The sequence below is a fragment of the Methanoculleus chikugoensis genome, assembly GCF_900095385.1.
Taxonomy (GTDB): Archaea; Halobacteriota; Methanomicrobia; order Methanomicrobiales; family Methanoculleaceae; genus Methanoculleus; species Methanoculleus chikugoensis_A.
In genome coordinates, this window is the sequence record NZ_FMID01000028.1 from 15,191 (window position 1) to 36,299 (window position 21,109).

The 21,109-nt window shown below is 63.8% G+C and carries 22 protein-coding genes and 1 tRNA gene; 9 read left to right on the forward strand and 14 right to left on the reverse strand.

What is annotated here, in order from left to right:
* Positions 1 to 3: 3 nt before the first annotated feature.
* The 6 genes from L21_RS05830 to msrB form a co-directional block, all read right to left on the reverse strand.
* Complete coding sequence (locus L21_RS05830) at positions 4 to 435, reverse strand: GNAT family N-acetyltransferase (protein ID WP_074369558.1); 432 nt, start codon at positions 433 to 435, stop codon at positions 4 to 6.
* A 63-nt stretch (positions 436 to 498) separates the two neighbouring features.
* Positions 499 to 1,494 (reverse strand): hydrogenase expression/formation protein HypE, encoded by a 996-nt coding sequence (gene hypE / locus L21_RS05835; RefSeq protein WP_074369559.1) that lies wholly within the window; start codon positions 1,492 to 1,494, stop codon positions 499 to 501.
* A complete protein-coding gene (locus L21_RS05840) occupies positions 1,491 to 1,832 on the reverse strand; it encodes a hydrogenase maturation nickel metallochaperone HypA/HybF (RefSeq protein ID WP_074369560.1) in 342 nt (113 codons plus the stop codon). The genes hypE and L21_RS05840 overlap by 4 nt, the downstream gene beginning before the upstream one ends.
* Complete coding sequence (locus L21_RS05845) at positions 1,832 to 2,056, reverse strand: HypC/HybG/HupF family hydrogenase formation chaperone (protein WP_074369561.1); 225 nt, start codon at positions 2,054 to 2,056, stop codon at positions 1,832 to 1,834. The genes L21_RS05840 and L21_RS05845 overlap by 1 nt, the downstream gene beginning before the upstream one ends.
* Positions 2,057 to 2,837: 781 nt before the next feature.
* Positions 2,838 to 3,461, reverse strand: a complete 624-nt coding sequence (locus tag L21_RS05850; RefSeq protein WP_074369562.1) for a class I SAM-dependent methyltransferase — start codon at positions 3,459 to 3,461, stop codon at positions 2,838 to 2,840.
* A gap of 31 nt (positions 3,462 to 3,492) precedes the next feature.
* Positions 3,493 to 3,978: a peptide-methionine (R)-S-oxide reductase MsrB gene (gene msrB, locus L21_RS05855; protein WP_074369610.1), complete on the reverse strand. Its 486-nt coding sequence runs from the start codon at positions 3,976 to 3,978 to the stop codon at positions 3,493 to 3,495.
* A 93-nt stretch (positions 3,979 to 4,071) separates the two neighbouring features.
* Here msrB and L21_RS05860 point away from each other — a divergent pair, with 93 nt between their 5' ends.
* Complete coding sequence (locus tag L21_RS05860; RefSeq protein WP_074369563.1) at positions 4,072 to 4,536, forward strand: FxLYD domain-containing protein; 465 nt, start codon at positions 4,072 to 4,074, stop codon at positions 4,534 to 4,536.
* A gap of 53 nt (positions 4,537 to 4,589) precedes the next feature.
* The gene (locus L21_RS05865; RefSeq protein ID WP_074369564.1) at positions 4,590 to 5,258 is read left to right on the forward strand and encodes a flavodoxin family protein; all 669 of its coding nucleotides are present in this window, start codon (positions 4,590 to 4,592) and stop codon (positions 5,256 to 5,258) included.
* Here L21_RS05865 and L21_RS05870 read toward each other — a convergent pair.
* On the reverse strand, positions 5,255 to 8,656 hold the full coding sequence (locus L21_RS05870) for a HEAT repeat domain-containing protein (RefSeq protein WP_074369565.1): 3,402 nt from the start codon (positions 8,654 to 8,656) through the stop codon (positions 5,255 to 5,257). The genes L21_RS05865 and L21_RS05870 overlap by 4 nt on opposite strands.
* A 254-nt stretch (positions 8,657 to 8,910) precedes the next feature.
* Positions 8,911 to 12,393 (reverse strand): HEAT repeat domain-containing protein, encoded by a 3,483-nt coding sequence (locus tag L21_RS05875; RefSeq protein WP_083608823.1) that lies wholly within the window; start codon positions 12,391 to 12,393, stop codon positions 8,911 to 8,913.
* Between the two features lie 182 nt (positions 12,394 to 12,575).
* Here L21_RS05875 and L21_RS05880 point away from each other — a divergent pair, with 182 nt between their 5' ends.
* Positions 12,576 to 13,628 (forward strand): hypothetical protein, encoded by a 1,053-nt coding sequence (locus L21_RS05880; protein WP_074369567.1) that lies wholly within the window; start codon positions 12,576 to 12,578, stop codon positions 13,626 to 13,628.
* 2 nt (positions 13,629 to 13,630) lie between these two features.
* On the opposite strand, the gene L21_RS05885 is transcribed toward L21_RS05880, so the two are convergent.
* From L21_RS05885 to amrS, 3 genes are all read right to left on the reverse strand, one after another.
* Positions 13,631 to 14,785: a glycosyltransferase family 4 protein gene (locus L21_RS05885; protein WP_074369568.1), complete on the reverse strand. Its 1,155-nt coding sequence runs from the start codon at positions 14,783 to 14,785 to the stop codon at positions 13,631 to 13,633.
* A 175-nt stretch (positions 14,786 to 14,960) separates the two neighbouring features.
* The gene (locus tag L21_RS05890) at positions 14,961 to 15,452 is read right to left on the reverse strand and encodes a Mut7-C RNAse domain-containing protein (RefSeq protein ID WP_074369569.1); all 492 of its coding nucleotides are present in this window, start codon (positions 15,450 to 15,452) and stop codon (positions 14,961 to 14,963) included.
* The gene (gene amrS / locus L21_RS05895; protein ID WP_074369570.1) at positions 15,433 to 16,446 is read right to left on the reverse strand and encodes an AmmeMemoRadiSam system radical SAM enzyme; all 1,014 of its coding nucleotides are present in this window, start codon (positions 16,444 to 16,446) and stop codon (positions 15,433 to 15,435) included. Before amrS ends, L21_RS05890 begins: the two co-directional genes overlap by 20 nt.
* Positions 16,447 to 16,676: 230 nt before the next feature.
* Here amrS and pyrH point away from each other — a divergent pair, with 230 nt between their 5' ends.
* The 6 genes from pyrH (at position 16,677) to L21_RS13535 (ending at position 19,486) form a co-directional block, all read left to right on the forward strand.
* Positions 16,677 to 17,381, forward strand: a complete 705-nt coding sequence (pyrH, locus tag L21_RS05900) for a UMP kinase (protein ID WP_074369571.1) — start codon at positions 16,677 to 16,679, stop codon at positions 17,379 to 17,381.
* A 56-nt stretch (positions 17,382 to 17,437) separates the two neighbouring features.
* Positions 17,438 to 17,512 (forward strand) — tRNA-Pro (locus L21_RS05905).
* Between the two features lie 6 nt (positions 17,513 to 17,518).
* Positions 17,519 to 18,175 carry an endonuclease III gene (gene nth / locus L21_RS05910; protein WP_074369572.1) on the forward strand — a complete coding sequence of 219 codons (657 nt, stop codon included), beginning with the start codon at positions 17,519 to 17,521 and terminating at the stop codon, positions 18,173 to 18,175.
* Positions 18,176 to 18,283: 108 nt separating this feature from the next.
* A complete protein-coding gene (locus L21_RS05915) occupies positions 18,284 to 18,709 on the forward strand; it encodes a 3'-5' exonuclease (RefSeq protein ID WP_074369573.1) in 426 nt (141 codons plus the stop codon).
* A 41-nt stretch (positions 18,710 to 18,750) separates the two neighbouring features.
* The gene (locus L21_RS14395; protein WP_256712476.1) at positions 18,751 to 19,005 is read left to right on the forward strand and encodes a DUF1016 N-terminal domain-containing protein; all 255 of its coding nucleotides are present in this window, start codon (positions 18,751 to 18,753) and stop codon (positions 19,003 to 19,005) included.
* Positions 18,914 to 19,486 carry a DUF1016 N-terminal domain-containing protein gene (locus tag L21_RS13535; RefSeq protein WP_256712478.1) on the forward strand — a complete coding sequence of 191 codons (573 nt, stop codon included), beginning with the start codon at positions 18,914 to 18,916 and terminating at the stop codon, positions 19,484 to 19,486. The genes L21_RS14395 and L21_RS13535 overlap by 92 nt, the downstream gene beginning before the upstream one ends.
* 57 nt (positions 19,487 to 19,543) lie before the next feature.
* Here L21_RS13535 and L21_RS05925 read toward each other — a convergent pair whose 3' ends face one another.
* The 3 genes from L21_RS05925 to L21_RS05935 are packed head-to-tail and all read right to left on the reverse strand — an operon-like array spanning position 19,544 to position 20,963.
* Complete coding sequence (locus tag L21_RS05925) at positions 19,544 to 20,062, reverse strand: TBP family protein (RefSeq protein ID WP_074369574.1); 519 nt, start codon at positions 20,060 to 20,062, stop codon at positions 19,544 to 19,546.
* A gap of 19 nt (positions 20,063 to 20,081) precedes the next feature.
* Positions 20,082 to 20,510: a DUF365 domain-containing protein gene (locus tag L21_RS05930; protein WP_074369575.1), complete on the reverse strand. Its 429-nt coding sequence runs from the start codon at positions 20,508 to 20,510 to the stop codon at positions 20,082 to 20,084.
* A 3-nt stretch (positions 20,511 to 20,513) separates the two neighbouring features.
* On the reverse strand, positions 20,514 to 20,963 hold the full coding sequence (locus L21_RS05935) for an EVE domain-containing protein (RefSeq protein ID WP_074369576.1): 450 nt from the start codon (positions 20,961 to 20,963) through the stop codon (positions 20,514 to 20,516).
* Between the last annotated feature and the right edge of the window lie 146 nt (positions 20,964 to 21,109).

Consider the following 21,109-nt stretch of genomic DNA (forward strand, 5'->3'; position numbering starts at 1 on the left):
CTCTCACCTGTCCTGTGGATTCCAGCGCATGGGTGTATGTTCTTCCATCTTCCGAAAACCGAGCGCGGTGTAGAACGGCTCCGTCCCGGGTTCGGCGACGAGGGCGATCCAGGCGACACCTTCAGCCGTACAGTAATCGAGCAGTGCAGATAAGATCATCGTTCCGATGCCCCGGCCGCGGTATCCGGGGAGGACAACCAGGTCCTGGACGTAGCCGTCCGAGACCCCGTCCGATATCACCCTGCCCATGCCGACCGCTCTGCCGGTCGCCCGGTCGATGGCGACGGCGAAGGCGAAACTCCCTGCGATGAGGGCGGCGAGATTGGCAGGGTCCCATCTCTCGTCCCACCAGCCGCCCGCCCGGTAGAGGTCGGCGATCGTCTCCACGTCCCAGACGTACACCAGGCGCACCTCGATCCCCGCCTCCTCCGTCATCGTTTCATGCCTCTCCATATCGCGCGTATATGGGCCCGGGTTAAAAATGGGTATGGTTGCCGGCTAGCAGACACGCGGGACCGGGTCGCCGACCGGCGGTTCGATGAACCGTTCCCCGCCGATGGCGGTGCGCATGACCACGTTCGAGCCTTCGACGACCTCGCCGACGATCGCCGCGTCGCGCCCGTAGGGATGCGAACGGAGCGCCGCGAGGACGGCCTTTGCATCAGTGGGCGCGACCCCCATCACGACCTTGCCCTCGTTCGCCACCTCGAGGGGGTCGAGGCCGAGCATCCCGGCGGCGCTGCGGACGCTCGCCCGGAAGGGGAGCGCCTCCTCCTCGATGACGACGCCGACGCCGCTTTTTCTCGCCATCTCGTTGATGGCGTTCGCGAACCCGCCCCGGGTCGGGTCTTTCATGGCGTGGATCTCCCCGGCGGCGAGCGCTCGCTCGACGAGTTTCCAGAGCGGAGCGACGTCGGAGTGGATCTGGCCGCCGAAGTCGAACCCTTCGCGGTGGGCCATGATGGCGATGCCGTGGTCGCCGATGGTGCCGCTGACGATGATCGTATCCCCGACCTCCAGGCCGTTGTCCCGCACCACCCGCTCGGCGACGCCGATGCCGGCGGTGTTGACGATGATGGTGTCGAGAGCGCTCCGCTCCAGCACCTTGGTGTCCCCCGTGACGAGGCTTGCCCCGCACTCGCCGAGCGCTGCGTCCATCGACGCCACGATCCGCTCGAGGTCAGCGACCTCGAACCCCTCGGGGATGACCATGCCGCACGAGAGTGCGATCGGCCGCCCGCCCATCATCGCGAGGTCGTTGATCGTTCCGCAGACGGCGATCCGCCCGATGTCCCCGCCGGGGAAGAAGATCGGCGAGACTACGTGGTTGTCGGTCGTAAAAACGATGTTCTGGCCGTTCAGGGGGATGACTGCGCCGTCGTCCAGCGATTCGAGCCCGATCCCGCCGGCGTTGTTGTGCTCGAGGTTGGTGATGACGCGCAGGAGCTCGCCCATCACCTCGCCGCCGGCACCGTGCATGAGGTTGACTTTCATTCTTCGTCCACTTCTATCTCGATGTTGGTGACTACAATTTCCATTCCTGTAACGATTTCGGGGAGTTTTCCGCATCCGGGGCAGACGAACCGCTCGTCCCCCTCGTAGCCGCAGGAGCAGCGGGTGCGGGCCTCGATGTTGCGACACGAGAGTTGTGCCCCCGAGAAGAGCGGGTCGTCCTCGATGATGACGTTGAAGAGGAACTCCACCTGTTCAGGGTTCACCATCGCCAGTTTGCCGACATCCACAGAGACGCATTTCACTTCTTTTGCGTTGTTCTCGATCGCCGCCCGGCGGGCGGTCGTGTAGATGTCGTAGGCGATGCTGTACTCGTGCATTACTCCTCCATCGCGGCGTAGACCTGCCTGAAGATCTCGCGGGTCTCAAGCCCCTCCTCTCTGCTGAGGCGCTGGATGGCGAACCCGACGTGGACGAGGACGAACTCCCCGACCTTCACGTCGACAAGGTCGAGCCTGACCTCCTGCTGCAGGTCGCCGAAGTCGACGACGCCGATGTTGCCCTCTTTTATCTCGAGTACCTCAGCGGGCATTGCAATACACATTGACCTCTCTTCCTCATCTGTTGTTGTGTCCGAATGTCAAAAAAGATTGACCATGCTGCACGGAGGAGCCCGGGAACAGCCGCATCGACCGGCGCGGTTCTTGCTTCCCCGTATTCAGGTACCTATAGGTCGGTCCGGGCGGGTAAAAAGGTATGTCTATCCCCGGTTCCGGCGGCCCGGGAGGGGCGGAGGGTGGGACTGGCCGTGGTGTGCCCTTCTGGTACTTGTGCCCGGGAGCGTAACGTTATGGGAGTACCGTATCTCTGCCCGCCTGTCCCTGTGCAGTGGACGGTGGTGGCCTACCGCCCGCCGGTGCTCGAGATCCTGAATCAAAACTTTTCGGTTTTCTCATCCAAACTTTCGGCATACCCTAATCGGAGAGCATAATCCCTAGAAATCTGCCATATGAGGCCTATCCTAGGCGTTGAGGGTGAAACGGTTTTCCATTGGGTATCGCCATTGGGGGAGGCGGCTCGCGGGGAGGGGGCGTGCCCCCCTCCCCTGTCTCTACCTTGTACTCGGACATCTGTAACCCCCACCACCCGCGCTTCGCGCTCCTCCCGCCCCTAAGGGGGCGGGCAGTGCGTGGCGATAGGCGATGGAAATCCGTGCATGGGGTTATGCGATATTCAGATGGGAACGACAGTCTGCAGGATGCGATGGCCCGGAGAGTGCGACGTTCCAACGGAACGGAGAATGGAGGGAGAAGGTGGTTCTTGTCAACCTCAAGTATACGTACCTTTCAGACCGGGACCCGGCCGCCCTGAGTGCAGAGCCCTCTTTACCCCTCCCGGCGAAACACTCCTTCCACCTCGGCCCGGGGGAGATCCTCTCCCCTGACCCGCATCCGCCAGCGGTGCGTCCTGACCGAGACCGCCACGAGCGGCGCGAAGAGTTCCGCCGTCTCGGCCTCGGTGAAGTAGTGGGTGATGATGCCCTCGCCCCGGAGGAACGTCCACGGCTCCGTCTCCGTCCCCTTCCCGGCGCGCATATCCTCGACGGAGAACCCCCGGAAGAAGAGCGTTCCGCTGGGCCTGAGAACCCGGACGGCCTCGGAGGCTATGGCCGTTCTGCCCCGCAGGGGCAGGTGGCCGGCGATGTGGACCAGGAAGACCGCGTCGAACGCCTCGTCCCGGAACGGCAGGTGCCGGGCGTCCGCGACGGCGAGGTCGGCCTCTGCCGTCCCCGGGCGGCGCCGGGCGAGGGCGACGGCCTCGGGAGATATATCGACCGCGGTCACGCGCGAGGACTGTCGGGCGAGGGCTTCGAAGGTCTTGCCGTTCCCGCAGCCGATCTCGAGGACGGCGGCATCGGTGGGAATATCGGGGAGTGGTGCCGGGGCTCCTCCCCAGAGACTTCCCCGCCTCCGGTAGTCCTCGTCCCAGGGGGATGGTTGGGCGGTCACTGATCAGTGGGTCGGCGCCGCTCCCGGATAATCATTCGGGCCGGCCGGAGAGATCCTTCTTCCGCACGAACCGGAGCGATGCCGAGTTCATGCAGTAGCGCTGGTAGGTCGGCGGCGGCCCGTCGTCGAAGACGTGGCCGAGGTGGGCGTCGCACCGCCGACAGAGCACCTCTGTTCGGTTCATGAAGAACCGGGTGTCGAGATCCGTCCTGATGTTCCGGTCACAGATCGGTTTTGTGAAACTCGGCCAGCCCGTCCCCGACTCAAACTTCGTCTTCGAGGAGAAGAGGTGGTTGCCGCAGCAGACGCAGACGTAGAGGCCGTCCTCCTTGCAGTCGTGGTACCTCCCGGTGAAGGCCGGTTCCGTCCCTGCCTTACGTGCAATGGAGAACTCTTCCGGCGTCAACTGGCGCCGCCACTCCTCGTCGGATTTGACGACTCTCTCGACCTCTTCCATCTCCCCGGTCACGGCGTTGCAGACCGTCACCTTCCCGGTGGTCTCTGCCTCCCTGATCATCGTCCCGGCCATTGCCCGGAGAGCAGATAAATCGTTCCCCGGCTCGGGATACATTTTCGCATCCGTTATATACCCGCCGGTCGATGAACCATCATGAAAGACCCTCTCCCGGGAAAGAGTTTTGTCATCCTTATCCTCCTCGGCTGCCTCTTCGGCGCTGCCGTCACGGCGGGCTGCATAGGGAATTCCGCAGAGCCGGAGCCGGAGGACCCGACCCCGGCGGCGACACCGGGCGCGTATACCACCTACTCCCCCGCCGGGCCGAGACCGTCGTTCTCAGCCGACGTCACCACGCCCGAGAAGCGTATGCGCACCGACGGGTCCTGTTACTGGACCGTGACGGGAAGGGTGACCAACGACGGTGATGGGCCCGCACGAAACGTCGTCGTCCGGTTCATGCTCGTCGACGACGAGAGCAATATGATCCGGGCGACCGAGACCGTTCTCGCCCCCCGGTTCCAGGCCGGCGAGATGAAGATATTCACCACCAACCCGCTCCCCGGCGACTGCGACCGGCAGTACCATGCCGAGATCGACGTCACGCACGATATTCCGTGAGGCTGCGGGTAAGGGTTATCCGGGATACGGGTTTACAGACCGGAGGAGATGAGATGAAGATACTTGGAATCAATGGAAGCCCCCGCGCTTCAAGGAGCCAGACGCTCCGGCTCGTTCAGGCCGTCCTCGACGGGGCAAAGAGCGCCGGAGCGGAGGTGGAACTCGTGGATGTCGCGAAGCTCCGGATCGAGTACTGCAACGGGTGCACGATCTGCTATGAGCGGGGGGAATGCGTCAGGAAAGACGATTTTGCCGAACTCTACCAAAAGATGCTCGATAGCGACGGGATTGTCCTCGGGTCGCCCAACTACATCAACTCGGTCACTGGCCAGATGAAGACGATGCTCGACCGGATGGCGGACGCCATTCACTGCCAGACGTTCATCGGGAAGTACGGGTGCGCCGTCTCCACGGCGGGCGGTTCCGGGGCGGACGAGGTTGTGGAGTACCTGAACGGGGTCATGCAGACCCTGGGTGCGAACACCGTGGGCGGCGTCGGCGTGGTTCTCGGCGGCGACCCGGAGACGATCGTGCCTGCGGAGGGGCGGGCCTACGAACTCGGCAGGAAGCTTGCCCGGGCCATCGAGAAGAAGGAGACCTATCCCGACCAGGAGGAGTTCCACGCCGAGATGCTGGACCGGATGCGGGCGCTGGTCACGGCAAACAGGGATCGCTGGCACCACGAGTACGACTACTGGAGAGAGGCCGGGCGGATACCCTAACTCCCCTCCTTTGCGCGGATCTCTCTCGCGATCCGCTGCAGCCCCTCCCGGATCCCCGGCTGCTCCTCCTCGCTCTCCGCCAGGTCGAGGGCCGGGAGCACCGCCTCGCCCATCTGGATCAGGGCCCATTCGGCCCGCTTTCTGACCGCGAGCGCATCGTCTTTGAGCGCCTGAATGAGCGGGACGACGGCGCCCTCTCCCCCGATCCGGTCGATGGCCCGGACGGCGTTCGTCCGCACCTCGATCAACGGATCGGAGAGCGCTTCCGCAAGTACCGGCAGCGCGTCGGCACCGACTCGTTCTACCTCGGCCCACCTCCCCTGTGCCATGAGGTGGAGCGTCCGTTCTTCGCCGGTCTCCGGTCTCCAGCCGCCTGCTTCCAGCGCCTCGGCGACCCCCGCCCGGAACGTCCCGTCCCCTGAGCGGAGAGCGCCGATCAGGTGCCGGCGCATCGTCTCGCCGGGATCTTTCAGGGCTTCGAGTGCGGCGTACCTGACCCGGTCGTCCACGTCGTGGAGCGCCAGGACCAGCGGTTCTAAGGCGCTCAGATCCCCGATGTAGCCGAGCGAGCGGGCGGCGGCAACCTTGACTCCCTCGTCCCGGTCCTGCAGCGCCAGGGCCAGCGGCTCAATCGCCTGCTGGCTTCCCACGTACCCGAGAGCCTCCGTCACGGCCGTCCGGACCACGCTGTCGCGCTCGCTCTTCAGGGATCCGCTCAAGGCCTCGATGGCCCGTGTGTCTCCGATATTGCCCAGGTTTTGGGCAGCAACGAGCCTGACGAACCGGTCGCTGTCGCGCAGGGCATCCATGAGCGGTTCGAGTGCCGCCTCCCGCATCTCCCCGAGAACACCCGCAGCGGCGACCTGTATCTCCCGGTCTTCTTCCTTGAGCGCCATGAGCAGCCCTTCGGCGGCAGGACGCCCCATCCTGATCAGCCGGGTGGCGGCGGACGCCTGCACCTCCAGGGACTCGTCCTTGAGGGCGGCGATGAGCACACCGATCTCCTGCTGCTCTTCCTGTCCGGCGGCGACCCCGCCCCGGTTGCCGGGGGCGTCTCTAGCACGCCTCCTGAGGAGAACGGCTGCCGCTTTTTCCCTGATCTCTCTGTCTCTATCGCGCAGGGCGTACTCCAGGGCTCCGTTTGCACTCTCCGCCTCGATCCTTTCGAGCGCATCGATTGCTGCAAGGCGTCCGCCTATCCCTCCTTCGCACAGCATCCTCGCGAGCGGTTCGACCGCGGAGTGCCCGAACTCTCCGAGAACCCGGGCGACAACTGCGACGACCCCCCGATCGGGATCCTCGAGGTGCCCGACGAGGGATGGTATCGACCGGGGGTTTCCGACGATCCCGATGCTTTTCGCCGCCGTTGATCGGACTGTCGGCACCGGGCTTTCAAGTGCCGCTTCCAGCGGTTCGAGCGCATCGGAGCCGGACGCTGCAACGGCCCCGGCCGCAACGGACCTGACTTCGGGGTAGTCGTCACAGAAGAGGCGTATGAGCGGGCCGACCGCACGCGCATCCACTATTCGTCCGAGCGCGGCGGCAGCGGCACCCCGGATATCCGGTCCGGCATCACCGGTGAGGAGGACCAGCGCGTCGACGCCGTCCGGATCCCCGATCTCGCCGAGTCCTTCCGCGGCGGCGATCCTGACCGCATCATGCGGATCGGAGAGCGCGGCGATGAGGTACCCGACCGCCGGCGTCCCAAGGCTGCGTAGCGCTGCAACCGCCGCGGCCCGGATCTCTGCGTCGTCGCTCTGCAAGGCGTTGAGGTACCGTTCAAACGACGCCTTCCCCGATGCCTGCTCCGGTGGTGCGGTTGAGGTCTCCGGCTCCGGCAGGTCCGTCCTCTTCGGCTTCGCGGGAGCAGTACTCTTCTGCTCCGTGTGCTCCTTGTCATCGGTCTCCTGCTCAGCACCCATGTCCGGGACGAGCTCGTCCAGTGAGACCGGTCTCCTCGGTCCCGGCCGGATATTCTCTCCGGCCCATGCCTCTTCGGTCTCCGGTCTCTCTTCCAGGAGCTTCTCGACATCCTCGTCATCTTCCGGTTGTTGGGCGACGGGTTCGGGTGCGAGGTTTATCTCTTTCCCGCTGGTGGCCGGTTGCACCGCTTCCAGCCGTGCCGGCGGTGACGCGCCTCGATGAGCCGGCCGGCTCTGTGGGCTGGAGGCCGACTCGATACGGTCTTCGATTCGCTTCCTGGCGGCAAGCCCCTCTCTGAGTTCCCGGTCGTAATTGGAAGACGCCGTCTGTACTGGCCTTGCCGTGGAGTTCTCCTCGTTGCGCGACCTGATGTAATCCAGCGCAACAGTTGCCTGCTCGCGAATTTCGGGACTGTCCGATCTCATCGCCGCATACAAGGCATCGAGCGCGGGTTGTCCCAGTTGCCGCAACGCTTCGCTCGCGCCGGTGCGGACACCCGAGTAATCGACCTCCAGCGCCCGGATGAGCGGCGGGATGGCCGCCTTCCCCATCCGGACAAGGTCGTTCCACTGCTCCTTCGCGATAAGGTATCCTGCTCGTTCGAGATCGCTCTCCGGAATCCAGTCCAGCCGGTCCAGCGCCCAGGCCGCCTCCATCCGCACCGGATGGTGGAGATCGTCCAGGGCTTTGACCAGGGCAGGCTTCCCGCGGTCGTTGCCGGACTCTCCCAGCGCTTCGGCAGCACGTACCCGGACGTCCGCCTGTGGGTCTCCCATCGCCCTGACAAGCGCCGGAATGACCCGGGAGTCGCGGATCTTCCCGAGCGCTCGGGCCGATTCGCTCCGTATCCGGTGATCCTTGCTGCCGAGGCCCTTGAAGAGGACCGGGACGGCTGCTGCCTGGAGTTTTACGAGTTCCGCCCAGTCTTCCAGGAGGAAGTAATACCACACCTTCTCCGGGAGTTCGTCGGGCACCCACTGCAATGCGGCAAGCGCGCCGGCAGCCTCTTTCCGGACCGAATAGCTCTCATCGCGGAACGCTTCAGCAAGCGGCGGGACCGCCTTTTTGCCCATTCCCCGGATACCTAACACGCCGGCACGCCGGACCGCCGGTTGCTTGTGGCGCAGCGCGAGCAGCAGCGCTTCAAACATCGAGTCGCCCGTCTCCGCGATCGCGCGGGTGATGGATGCCTGCAGGGGAGGGCTTGCCCGGAGAATCAGGGCAAGGAGCAGGGGGAGAGAAGGAGCGCCGCCCGAAGAGAGCGCCTTGAGCATCCGGGCCCGTGAGACGCGGTTGGCGTTCTCGAGACCCTTGAGGAGGTCGGGGACGACGGAAACCCCGAGGGCAGAGAGAGCCCGCGCTGCAGCGGCACGGCTACCGGGGTCTTCACCGTCCAGGGCTACAATCAGGCTGGGACGATCCGCTGTCTGCCGTAACCCTCCGATATTCATCCGGAATTTATCAAAGAATGCCATTTCTGCAGAGGTAGAGTGGGTTATCAGAGGTGGTGTTCAGCCGGATCTCTGTCTATTCAAATCTTATTTGTTATCCGTTGCCAATAAATCTTGCATTTCGTGATTCGCGGCATACCCGGGTTGCGGGGTGGGCTGATCGTATCTTCCGGCGTTCCTCCTGCTCCGATCGACGCGAATTTCAATCGGTAAAAGGTTGTTATCGGGCCGGAGGATCGCCGGCACCACGAGTATGGGAGAGAGGCCGGGCGGATACCCTAACTCCCCTCCTTCGCGCGGATCTCTCTCGCGATCCGCTGCAGCCTCTCCCGGATCCCCGGCTGCTCCTCCTCGCTCTCCGCCAGGTCGAGGGCCGGGAGCGCCACCTTGCCCATCTGGATCAGGGCCCATTCGGCCCGCTTTCTGACCGCGAGCGCATCGTCTTTGAGCGCCTGAATGAGCGGGACGACGGCGCCCTCTCCCCCGATCCGGTCGATGGCCCGGACGGCGTTCGTCCGCACCTCGATCAACGGATCGGAGAGCGCTTCTGCAAGTACCGGCAGCGCGTCGGCGCCGACCCGTTCTACCTCGGCCCACCTCCCCTGTGCCATGAGGTGGAGCGTCCGTTCTTCGCCGGTCTCCGGTCTCCAGCCGCCCGCTTCCAGCGCCTCGGCGACCCCCGCCCGGAACGTCTCGTCTCCCGAGCGGAGAGCGCCGATCAGGTGCCGGCGCATCGTCTCACCGGGGTCCTTCAGGGCTTCGAGTGCGGCGTACCTGACCCGGTCGTCCACGTCGTGGAGCGCCAGGACCAGCGGTTCTAAGGCGTTCAGGTCGCCGATGTAGCCGAGCGACCGTGCGGCGGCGATCTTGACTCCCTCATCCCTGTCCCGCAACGCCAGGGCCAGCGGCTCGATCGCCTCCTTGCTTCCTATGTAGCCGAGGGCTTCCGCCACGGTCGTCCGGACCTCGATGTCGTGGTCCTGGTGCAGGGAGCCGAGCAGGGCTTCGATAGCTCGTTTGTTCCCGATCTGGCCCAGGTTGCGGGCGGCAACGATCCTGACGTACCGGTCGCTGTCGCGCAGGGCATCCATGAGTGGCGTGACCGCGGCCTCGCGCATGTCGCCGAGGATACTGGCGGCAGCAGACCGGATCTCTGAATCTTCGCCCCTGAGTGCATGGATGAGGGCGTCCACGGCGGGGCGTCCCATCATGATGAGACGTGTAGCGGCACTGAGTTGCGCTTGCCAGTCCTTGTCCTTGAGCGCGCCGATCAGGGTGTCGATATTCTCCTGGCCCGACTGCTCGAACGCCTTCTTATCCTCCACCCGGACCTTCCTCGTCTTCTTCGAGGTGCGCTCCTCCTCCTCGACCTGGCTGCCGAGCGTCCTCCGCCAGACGTCGATCACCTGCCGTTTTCTGAGGGCGGCCGCGGCCCTTGTCCTCACTTCCTCGTCTCTGTCATCGAGAGCGTAGCGCAGGACATCGCCTGCACCCTCGTCCGGTATCTCCCAGAGGGCGTCGATTGCGGCAAGCCTCATCTCCTTGTTGCCCGTTCTCAGCACAAGGAAGAGCGGCTCGATCGCCATGGCGTCGAAGGTGCTCAGGGCCCGGGCAACGCTCCACCGGACGTCCGGCGCACTGTCCCCGAGATGCGTGATGAGGACGGGGACCGACTCGGTTGCGCCGATGAGCCCTATCGCTTTCGCCGCCGTCACCCGGACGACCGGTAAGGGGTCGTCCAGTGCCTCTTCGAGTTCCCTGAGTGCGCCACGGCCGAATTCCGCGACGGCATCCGCCGCAGCGACCCGGACGCCGTGGTACCTGTCGCGGAAGAGGTGAATGAGCGGGTCAACCGCACGGCGGTCGCCGATACGGCCGAGCGCCGAGATGACGGCGATTCGCACGTCTTCTCTCGCGTCACCGAGTGCCTGGATCAGCGCCTCGACGGCATCTGCCTCCCCGATCTCGCCGAGCGCTTCCGCGGCGGCGATGCGGACGCCATAGTGGGGGTCGGTTAACGTTTCGATGATGTATCCGACCGCCTCCTTCCCCATGCCCTGGAGCGCGGCGACCGCCGCAGCCCGGATGCTGGCGTCGCTGCTCCTGAGCGCTTCAAGGCACTTTTCGAGCGGCGTCTTTTCGGGGAGCGGCTCGGGGGGTTCCGGCGGTTCAACCGTATCTTTCGCGATGATCGGGATATCCAGCTCCTGCGGCTCCCGGTCCTCCTCCTCGGGCCGGTAGGCAAACTGCTCCTCCTCTCCGGCCTCGCCGGTCTCGACGATCTCCTGCTCAAACTCAATCGGGATGAGCTGGTCCAGCTGGATCGCACCACCGGAAGCCGCCGGGATATCGACCTTCCAGCGTGCCTTGACCTGTGCCCACGCAGCCTCCGCCTGCCGGCTCTCCTGGATGAGATCGCTGAGGCTCACGGGCGCCTTGGGTTCTTCCTGCGTCTGCTCTACGGGTATCTCCGGCGTCTCTTCCCGGGCCGGCGCCGGGGGTTTTTTGGCCGGTTCGTTCGGGGCGTAGTTCGGGCGCCCGAACTGCTTCTCGAACCGTTTCTGGATAGCAAGTCCTTCTTTGAGTTCCTCACTGTACCGGGACTTATCCTCCAGTGCGGGCTGGGTCAGGGTCGCTTCTTTCTGGCGCTGCCGGATGTACTCGAGGGCGGCCAGGGCCTGCCGTTTCCGTGCGGGGTCTTTCGACGAGGCTTCCATATTCAGGGCGTTGAGTGCAGGCTGCCCCAGTTGCCGCAACGCTTCGCTCGCACCGGTGCGAACGCCCGAGTAGCCGATCCCCAGCGCACGGATGAGCGGCGGGATGGCCGGTCTTCCCATCCGGATCAGGTCTTTCCACCGTTCGCCTGCGATCAGGTACTCCGCTCTCTGCAGGTCGCTCTGCGGCACCCAGCCCAGTTTGCCGAGGGCCCATGCCGCTTCCATCCGGACCTGGTGGTGGGGATCGCTCAGGGCGTCGGCCAGCGGGGGTTTCGCCCGGTCGTCGCCGACCTCGCCGAGCGCCTCGATGACACGTATGCGGACTTCCGGCTGGGGGTCTTTCACGGCTTTGATGAGCGGCGGGACAACCCGGGCGTCGCGGATCTTTCCCAGAGTTCGCGCCGACTCGCTCCGTATCCGGGGGTTCTCGCTCCCCAGGGCCTTGAGGAGAACCGGGACGGCCGCTCCCTGGAGTTTGGCAAGTTCCTTCCAGTCTTCCCTGATGTAGTAGAACCGCACCTTCTCCGGGACGTCTTCGGGCGACCATTGCATCGAGGCAAGCACGTTTGCGGCCTCTCTCCGCACCGAGAGGTTGGCGTCACCAAGCGCTTTCGTGAGGGGCGGGATCATCCTCCTGCCCACCCCCTGGAGCGCGATCACCGTAGCGCGCCGGATTGCCGGCTGTTCGTGGTGCAGCGCGGGCATCAGCATCTCGGCCATCGAGTTCTCCGCCTCCGCGATGGTGCGGGAGATGGATGCCTGCAGGTCGGGGCTGGCCTGGAGGACCAGGGCGAGGAGCAGCGGGATAGACGGTGCGCCGACTGAGACGAGCGACTCGATCATCCGGGTTCGCGACGCGGGACGGGCACGCTCGAGCGCCCTGAGTATATCCGGGATGGCGGGAACCCCGAGGACGGCGAGAGCCCGGGCTGCATCGGCACGGTTGCCGGGATCTTCGCCGTTCAAAACCGCAACCAGGCCGGGGTAGTCCTTCGCCTGCTGTAACCCGTCGATCTTCGTCCGGAACTTATCAAAGAATGCCATTTCTGCTGCCGGTAAAATACGTTATCGGAGGTGCTGTCTGAAATCCCGTTTATTTAGATTATATTCGGTATCCGTTACCAATAAATCTTCCATCGTGCGTCCCGCGGTACACCGGGGCCGCGACCGGGTCAGCCCGGGCGATGCGAATCTTTATCGGTGGAAGGCCGGTATACCGGGAGCCTATGATACGCCTTGATATAACCCGGCTGCCGGGGATCGTGAAGGAACTCGCGCCGGAGATGGAGGAACTCGTCTCGCGGATATACTCCTGGTACGTCGAGCCCGGACACCTCGTCCTCACCGACGCGATGCTTGAATGGGTGCGGGAGAAGTACGGCGATATCGAGACGCAACAGATCGTGAGGGTGACCAACAACCAGACCGGCGAGAGCACGCTGTTTAACTCCGTTCGGGCACGCCGGCCTATTCTGACCCCCCGCGCAGAGGAGACGCGGGATCTTTCGGCGCTCTCTGCGGAGGGGCCGTTCGCAGACCCTCTGGAGAAGACGCCGGCCGATACGTTCGGGCGGATCGACGGCGACCACTGGGTCACGGCAAGCAACATCGCCAGGTACGATTACCTCCACGCCGTCATCATCGCAAAGGAAAACGACCCTTTCGTCACCAGCGAACCGCAGGTCGCCGATATGATCAGCGTGGCTATCCGGTGGTGCCAGGACGCGAACCGCACCAACCCCCGGGCGGTCTACCCCTTCGTCATCTGGAACTTTCTCTGGCGTGCGGGGGCGAGCATCGTGCACAACCATGCCCAGGTGCTGCTCACGCACCTCCCCTACGCCGCTCCGGCACGGCTGGAGCGGGTTCGCGATGAGTACCGGTGCCGCTACGGGAGCGAGTACTACGACGACCTCTTCGCCGCCCACACCGCTATCGGCCTCGGGCTCGTCTACAGAGGCGCCCGGGTCATGGCGCACCTCACCCCGAGAAAGGAGCACGAGGTCGCGATCGTCACGGAGTCGCCGCACGATATCGCCCCGGCTCTCGCGAAGGTGCTCGAGTGTTACCGCAACATCGGGGTGCAGAGTTACAACGCGGCGATCTACATGCCCCCGCTCGGGGAGGCGGGGTATTACGTCACATGGGTGGTCGACCGGGGCGACCTCCATTCCCGGACGTCGGATATCGGGGGGATGGAGTTCTATGCCGGGACGCCGATCGTCTCGTCCGACCCGTTCCGCCTGATGGAGCACCTTATGGCTGCCATGCTGCCGTGACGTCAGCAGGGGATCGTCTCGGAGTTCGCGAGTTTTTTATAGACGCCTTCGATCCGCTCGCCGACCCGGCCCCACAGGAACTCTTTCTTCACTTTGTCGAGCCCTTCCCGGCCCATGGCGAGCGCTTTCTCAGGCGAATCGGCCACCCGGGAGAGCCCCCGGGCGATCGAGTCGGGGTGCGGGCGCACCTTGACCCCGTCGGTTCCGTGCTCGATGTTCTCCGAGAGCCCGCCGACATCGGAGGCGACGACGCACCGGCCGGCGCTCCATGCTTCGAGGAGCACAAGCCCGAACGGCTCGTTTCTGCTCGGGATGGCGACGATGTCGCTTGCGTTGAGGAGCGAGACGTACTCCGCGTCGGAGAGCCGCCCGAGGAACCGGACGGGGAGCGACCGGGCCCGGGTCTCGAGCCCCCGGCGCATCTGTCCCTCGCCGACGAAGACGAACTGGCCGTCGGCGTGCTCCCGGAGGTGGCCGGGAGCTGCGTCCACCAGCATGTCGGGCCCTTTCTGCCACGCAAGCCGCCCGATGAAGAGTATCAGCGGGGAGTCGGGGTCAAGGCCGTGGCGCCGCTTTACCGCTTCCGGATCGACGTCCGCCTGGTAGTGGTCGGGCACGATGCCGTTATGGACGACGTCGATCTTCCAGTCCGGGATCTCGTAGAGGGTCATGGCCTCCCGCCGGAGGGCCGTGGAGACCGCGGTTATGTGTTTTGCAATCGATGCACCGTAGCGCTCGATCCTGAATATCTCCGTAAAAGGCCACTCGTTGCTGAAATTGTTCCCGTTTCTTCCAAACTCGGTCGAGTGGTAGGTGAAGATCGTCTCCCTGTTCCGGAGCCGCTGGAGCGCGTCGACCACGTGCCAGTCGTGGAAGTGCAGGAGGTCGAACGGCTGCGTGTCGAACTCGCCGAACCGCTCAAGCATCTTCCGGCTCATGTCGGCACAGTACCGGACGATGTTCTCCCCTGAGGGCCGGCAGTAGTGGTACTGCACCCCGTTGATCTCGGCGTCTCTCTCCTCTCCCCGGGTGAAGAAATGCACCTCATGGTCCCGCGCCAGCGTCTCGGCGAGGTTTGTCGCAGCGTTTGCGAGCCCGCCGACCCGCTCCGCATACAGCGACTCCCAGCAGAAGAATGCTATTTTTTGACTCTCCATTGTCCTCTCCCTGAAATGCTATCCCGGCCCCGTTGCAGGCGTTCCGGCCGATGAGTGATCGGCCCATGCCGTCGCGCCTCATTCTCCCTGAACGTTGATATACCTTTGGATTCTCAAGAAATGGCCTGAAAGGCGAGGGTTCCGCAATCCTGCCGGGGGTGCTGCAGGCGCCCGGTCAGGGAGAGAAGGTTTCTCTCAGGCGCTGCTCGAGCCGGTGGCCGTGCGAGCCCATCCAGTAGAGTTTCCGGCACGTGGGGCACCATGAAAACTCTTTTCCCCGGGTCGACCGCGGGGCGTAGCGTGCCTCGTGGATCTCGCGCAGGGTTGCCGGCCGGAGGCGCGTGTTGCAGAGCGAACAGCGGCTCAGCCGGATCTCGGGCTCGATCAGCCCGAGGCCGGCAACCTGCCGGATCTGGGCCATGATCGCTTCGGACTCGATGTAGACCGCCTGCTCGGCGCCCCGCCGTGCGAGTTCGCGGTCGCGGGTGAGGAGGATCCGGCCGTCCTGGAGGGCGATCTCAAGGAGGAGGGTGTCTTCCCGGGTGCTCCCGGGAGAGAGGGTGTTTGCGCTCATGGTGTCGTAACCCATGAACCGGAGGTAACGGGTGAGGGTTCCGAGCATCCGGTCGGTCAGGAACCTCCGGCGTTCACCGGATCTCTGAGACATACTCGATCCGCCCGCCGCATTCGGTGCAGGTGTGGTCGTCAAGCCCGGTTATCCGGACGGCGTAGCCCGACCGCTCGATGACAGGGCTACCGCAGGCGGGACAGTAGGTGTTCTCGTAGGGGTGGCCGCCGACGTTGCCGAGATACGGGTAGTGGAGCCCGAGTTCTTTTGCCCGCTCGTAGATCTTCTCAAGGACTCTGATATCGGTCGGCCGTGCGTCGAGCATCCTGTAGTCGGGATGGAACCGGGTGAAGTGCATCGGGGTATCGGGGCCGAGGTTCTCGAGCACCCACCGAATAAGTGTCTCCATCTCGTCCATCGAGTCGTTCTGCCCCGGGATGACCAGGGTGACCGTCTCGATGTGCATCCCGAGTTCTTTTGCAAGTGCCGTCGCGTCGAGGACCGGTTGCAGCCGCCCCCCGCAGACCTTCCGGTAGAAGGTATCGGAGAACGATTTGATGTCGACGCGAAACGCGTTGAGCGTCCCTGCGAGCTCGCGGAGCCCCTCTTCGGTGATGTAGCCGTTCGTGACGTAGACCGTCCCGATCCCCTTCTGCCGTGCAAGCGTCCCCATCGCGAGGGGATACTCGTGCCAGATGGTGGGCTCGTTGTAAGTCCATGCGATGCTTGCAGAGCCCGACCGGCCTGCCCGTTCCACGCCCTGCTCCGGGCTGATATCCCTGAGCCCCTCCATCTCCAGCGTCTGCTGGGATATGTGCCAGTTCTGGCAGTGCTCGCAGCGGAAGTTGCACCCGATGCTGCCGAGCGAGTAGCATCGGGTTCCGGGCAGGAAGTGGTAGAGCGGCTTCTTCTCGATGGGGTCGACTGCCTCGGCGATGACCTTACCAAACGTGGCGGCATAGAGCGTGCCGCCGCGGTTGATGCGGACGCCGCAGACTCCGTGTCTGCCCTCCTTGATGGTGCACCGGTGTGCGCAGAGGGAGCAGTGGACGGTGCCCTCCTCCAGTTTCCGGTAGAGTCGCGCCTCGTGCATATGATCACCGCGTGTGGGGAACCATGATAGTTATTGCGGGCTACCGGTCGTCCGGCTCTCTGTCATCATATTCGACGACCAGCGCCCCGGAGTAGCCGCAACGCTTGCAGCGATAGATACAGCCCGCATAACCGCCGGTGACCGGCCAGATGTCCGTAGAGTTGCATACCGGACAGTACAGCCTCTTCACAACAGGTATATGAGTAAATCAGGGATAATAATAGGGTAGGATGAAGAAGATCGTAATTTCTCTGGGCGGGTCGGTTCTGGTTCCTTCGCTTGAATCGAACAATATCGATCGATATGTGTCTGTTCTGAAAAAGATGGCTGGAAAATGCCGGATTTTCATCGTTGTCGGCGGCGGCGGGGAGGCGCGCCGGTACATCGGGGTCGCCCGCGGTCTCGGCGCCGGGGAGGCGGCGGCGGACGAGCTCGGCATCATGGTGACCCGGCTGAACGCGCGTCTTCTCATCGCCGGGCTGGGGGATGCGGCCTACCCGCGCGTCGCGGAGAACTACACGGAGGCGCTGGAGTTCGCAGAGACCGGCAAGATCGTCGTCATGGGCGGCATCACCCCCGCGCAGACGACCGACGCGGTCTCCGCGGTTCTCGCCGAGAGCGTCGGCGCCGATCTCCTGATCAACGCGACGTCGGTCGACGGGATCTACAGCGCCGACCCGAAGAAGGATCCCGGGGCGGTGAGGTACGAGCGCCTTACGCCGCAGGAACTCCTTGATATCATCACCGGGAGCCGGATGGATGCGGGCGCGAACATCGTGCTCGATATCGTGGCTGGAAAGGTGATCGAGCGCTCAGGCATCCCGCTCCTGGTGCTCGACGGCCGCGACCCGGAGAACCTCTGCCGGGCGGTCGTGGAGGGCGCGTTCGTCGGCACCGTCGTCTGCGAAGAGGGGTCGAACCCCCTGCTCTCCTGAACCCTCTCCTTCATCGGCAACTATTTTTGTCCGGCTCTCCAACATATGGAGGTACAGGGGCAGTAGGGTAGCCTGGTCCATCCTAGAGCGTTTGGGACGCTTTGACGGCAGTTCGAATCTGCCCTGCCCCATCAGTCATGAACCGCACGACCGCCTGCGAGGTCCATCGCCGTCTTCTCAAGGAGTATCCGATCGTCGACGGCCAGCGCCATTTTCTCGAATTTTATAACCCCTACGAGACGCTCATCCTTACGATCCTCTCCGCGCAGACGACCGACCGCGCCGTCAACGCCGTCCGCGACGATCTCTTTGCCCGCTACCCGACGCCGGAGGCTCTGGCCCGCGCGGAGCCCGAAGATGTGGAGCCGCTCATCAGGACGATCGGGTTTCACCGCACGAAGGCGCGCCACATCGTCGGGGCGGCGAGGAAGGTCGTCGACGAGTTCGGCGGCGAGGTCCCGCGGACGATGGAGGAACTCCTGACGCTCCCCGGGGTCGGGAGGAAGACCGCGAACATCATCCTCTCCCAGGCGTTCGAGATCAACGTCGGGATCGCGGTCGATACCCACGTCGCCCGGCTCTCAAAAAGGCTCGGGTTCACGGACAGCACGAACCCCGACATCATCGAGCGCGATCTCGTCGCCCTCTTCCCCGAGGAGGCCTGGCGGGACATCAACTACCTCCTGATCCGCCACGGCCGGGCCGTCTGCACGGCGCAGAACCCGAAGCACGCGGAGTGTGTCGTCGCGGACCTCTGCCGGTATTACCGGGAACTGGGGGGCGGGGAGGAGTAGTTCCGCTCATCAGGGGCGCCTGCTATTGCCCTGTATCAACGCACGGCGTAGCCGGCGGTGAATGAGAATCTTTATCCGCCTATCTGTAGTTCCTCCTTTGAGAGGACGATGTATTGTCAGAGGAACCTGTGCAGGGCCGATGATCCGGTGCGGCCCGATAAGGAGGCATACCTGTTCTTCGATACGGAGACCGCCGGCCTCCCCCGTTACCGGAATGCTCCACTGCACGATACGCGAGCCTGGCCGCGATTGGTGCAGATCGCGTGGCTTCTCTGCGACAGTGAAGGACATGCCGGCCGGCAGGCCTGTTTCACCATCCGTCCGGAAGGGTTTACGATCCCACCGGGCGCTGTGAGCGTTCACGGCATCACAACCGATACGGCGATTCGCACAGGTGTTTCGCTCAAGACGGCACTCGACGCGCTCTGCCGGGAGGTGGCACGGTGCGGCACCGTCGTGGCCCATAACGCAGCATTCGACAGTGCAGTGGTCGCCGCTGAGTGCGCGAGAACTGGGTTGGCAAATCCGCTCTGAAGGTACGGGTTCGTGAAGCCCAGGTTCGGGCTACCCTCTCGGTGAACCGGGAACTGATCCTGCTCTACTGGCAGATCGGGCGGGATATTATACAGCGGCAGCAGGAGGAGGGCTGGGGAGCGAAGGTGATCGACCGGCTTTCGGCGGACCTTCGGAGAGAATTTCCGGATATAAAAGGCTTTTTCTTCGCGAAACCTCAAGTACATGAGCGCGTTTGCACGAGCATATCCGGACGAGGCAATTGTGCAGGAGGTGCTTGCACAAATTACCTGGTATCACACGGTCACGCTGCTTGACAAGGTGAAGGACCCGGCGGCCCGGGAGTGGTACATCCGCAAAACCATCGCGAACGGCTGGTCGCGGAACGTGCTCGTGCACCAGATCGAGAGCGGTCTCTGTGAACGCGAAGGACGGGCGGTCACCAACTTTTCGGCGACCCTGCCGGGTGCGGATAACGTGTGGATACATGGGTGTGGTATGGTAGCGCACTGGACGATACCTCTCGCACGAGAGGGAGCCGCGATCGTCGTCCGGGGCGAGGGCGACGATCCCCACGCGCCCGACAGGATCGACTACGAGGTTCGCGGCGGCCCCGGCGGGGTTGAAATTGTGCCACCGCCTGTGGCACAAACGACGGGGAGTCGCCTGCGCCGGAAAGCGGCGACGTTCCGTTCTCGGGAATCAGAAGGCACCGGCACTCCAAGCATGAACGAACCCCGCTACCGAGATCAGGAAACAGTTCAGTGCGGTCATCGGCGACTGCAGGGTGCTCCCTGACGTCCAATCGTCACGGCGATCGACGGCATGGTGCCTCTACACCGGGTCTACGCGGGACTACGCAACATTCTTGATCTTTGCCTTCAGCCCGGACGCGAACGCCTCCATCGAGTCCAGGTCTTTGAACCCGGCGAAGATCACCTTCCCCGACGAGAAGATGAGAGCGGTCCCTGCGTCGCCCCGGTAGATCAGACCCGGGAACTGTTCGGGCTCGTACTCGACCTGCTCCATCCTGAGCGCGACGACGAGTTGCAGGAGCGGGATCTCGATCTGGAAGTCTTCCATGCCGACGATGTTCCTGACCTCCGGTGGCGACGCGAGTGAAGGGTCGATGAGGGGCGAGATACGGGTGAGGAATTCCCGATAGGAGGTATCGACCTCGTCGAGGGACGCAAGGCCGTAGATGATGTATTTCCCGCTCCTGTAGATGGTGGCCTTCCCTCGGGAGAGGAGGATGTAGGCCCCGTGGTAGTTCTCAGGATTATATCGGTAGTTTGTATCGGGGAGCTCCGGCAACCGCTCAAACGAGACAGACTGGTGAAGGTCGCCGGAAGCGACGATGTTGATGATCTTCATTCCCGAAAAGATATGGGACTTACTCCCGGAGATACCTTCCCCCGACCGGGACAAACCGTTCGGGTTTCTTCACTGAATCGTATTTTCGGACATCCTCGAGTTCGAGGGCCATCCAGGGCCGCTTTCGGGGCACCTCCTTCCTGACCCTGGCCCCCTGCCACCGTTCCTGGTTCTTGACGTAGGCTTTTGCCTCCTCCCGGGTGAGGAAGATCGCATCGCCGAAGGTCTCGAAGAACGCGAGGGGGTCTTCGTTGATGACGATCCGCTTGATCGTCGCCTCCCCGGCGTAGCCGGTGTCCTCGTGGGACTGGTAGAAGACGAGCTTCATGCCGCTCCGGAGTTCCTTGAAGACGGTGGCGGGTTTGATGAAGACGGTCTTGCCTTCGGCAAAGAAGCGTTTCATGTACTGTTTCGGGACGGGGAAGGTGACGCCGGTGATCTCGGACATCGGTTATGCCTCCACTCCGGCCCGCTTGAGGATGAGCCGGTAGTCCTCCTCGGGGATCTCGCGCATGGCTATCCTGAGGTGGCCGCTCCACATCGTTTTGTTCGTGATGAATGTGAGATCCCCGATCAGCGGCTTGAACTCAAGGGGTTTTGCGAAGACTGCCACCGGCCTGACCTTCATGCGGTAGGGGAAGACCTCGTCGCCCATCTGCGGAGGGGTGATGAAGAGGCGGGCGTGGTCTTCGTAGGGCTCGGAGGCGACTTCGTAGGCGCCGGTTATCGCGGAGGGGAGGACCGTGTCGCCCTCTTTTTCCTGCCGGACGTATACGAGGATGGTGTCGCCGGGCTTCACCCGCTGCATGAGGGTTTTGTTCCGCTTTGGAACTCCCCAGATGTGCTTCTTATCGAGGATCTTGGCGTTGTCGCGGTTCGAGGAGGCGATCCAGTGGGTCATATGATAGAGTCATTGACCCCACATAATATGAGGTTTGTTTTTGGGATTGATCTTGAGAACCAATTTCCCACATAGATATCTCTCTTACAATGAGCATTTCGCTAAAACATTTCTGAAGTGACCGAAATTTATCAAAAACAATCCCT

What these genes read in the sequence shown, in the direction of transcription:
- L21_RS05830 (WP_074369558.1), bottom strand. Translation starts at nt 435, where the DNA reads ATGACGGAGGAGGCGGGGATCGAGGTGCGCCTGGTGTACGTCTGGGAC.
- hypE (WP_074369559.1), bottom strand. Translation starts at nt 1,494, where the DNA reads ATGAAAGTCAACCTCATGCACGGTGCCGGCGGCGAGGTGATGGGCGAG.
- L21_RS05840 (WP_074369560.1), bottom strand. Translation starts at nt 1,832, where the DNA reads ATGCACGAGTACAGCATCGCCTACGACATCTACACGACCGCCCGCCGG.
- L21_RS05845 (WP_074369561.1), bottom strand. Translation starts at nt 2,056, where the DNA reads ATGTGTATTGCAATGCCCGCTGAGGTACTCGAGATAAAAGAGGGCAAC.
- msrB (WP_074369610.1), bottom strand. Translation starts at nt 3,978, where the DNA reads ATGATCAGGGAGGCAGAGACCACCGGGAAGGTGACGGTCTGCAACGCC.
- L21_RS05860 (WP_074369563.1), top strand. Translation starts at nt 4,072, where the DNA reads ATGAAAGACCCTCTCCCGGGAAAGAGTTTTGTCATCCTTATCCTCCTC.
- L21_RS05865 (WP_074369564.1), top strand. Translation starts at nt 4,590, where the DNA reads ATGAAGATACTTGGAATCAATGGAAGCCCCCGCGCTTCAAGGAGCCAG.
- L21_RS05870 (WP_074369565.1), bottom strand. Translation starts at nt 8,656, where the DNA reads ATGGCATTCTTTGATAAATTCCGGATGAATATCGGAGGGTTACGGCAG.
- L21_RS05875 (WP_083608823.1), bottom strand. Translation starts at nt 12,393, where the DNA reads ATGGCATTCTTTGATAAGTTCCGGACGAAGATCGACGGGTTACAGCAG.
- L21_RS05880 (WP_074369567.1), top strand. Translation starts at nt 12,576, where the DNA reads ATGATACGCCTTGATATAACCCGGCTGCCGGGGATCGTGAAGGAACTC.
- L21_RS05885 (WP_074369568.1), bottom strand. Translation starts at nt 14,785, where the DNA reads ATGGAGAGTCAAAAAATAGCATTCTTCTGCTGGGAGTCGCTGTATGCG.
- L21_RS05890 (WP_074369569.1), bottom strand. Translation starts at nt 15,452, where the DNA reads ATGTCTCAGAGATCCGGTGAACGCCGGAGGTTCCTGACCGACCGGATG.
- amrS (WP_074369570.1), bottom strand. Translation starts at nt 16,446, where the DNA reads ATGCACGAGGCGCGACTCTACCGGAAACTGGAGGAGGGCACCGTCCAC.
- pyrH (WP_074369571.1), top strand. Translation starts at nt 16,677, where the DNA reads ATGAAGAAGATCGTAATTTCTCTGGGCGGGTCGGTTCTGGTTCCTTCG.
- nth (WP_074369572.1), top strand. Translation starts at nt 17,519, where the DNA reads ATGAACCGCACGACCGCCTGCGAGGTCCATCGCCGTCTTCTCAAGGAG.
- L21_RS05915 (WP_074369573.1), top strand. Translation starts at nt 18,284, where the DNA reads ATGTATTGTCAGAGGAACCTGTGCAGGGCCGATGATCCGGTGCGGCCC.
- L21_RS13535 (WP_256712478.1), top strand. Translation starts at nt 18,914, where the DNA reads ATGAGCGCGTTTGCACGAGCATATCCGGACGAGGCAATTGTGCAGGAG.
- L21_RS05925 (WP_074369574.1), bottom strand. Translation starts at nt 20,062, where the DNA reads ATGAAGATCATCAACATCGTCGCTTCCGGCGACCTTCACCAGTCTGTC.
- L21_RS05930 (WP_074369575.1), bottom strand. Translation starts at nt 20,510, where the DNA reads ATGTCCGAGATCACCGGCGTCACCTTCCCCGTCCCGAAACAGTACATG.
- L21_RS05935 (WP_074369576.1), bottom strand. Translation starts at nt 20,963, where the DNA reads ATGACCCACTGGATCGCCTCCTCGAACCGCGACAACGCCAAGATCCTC.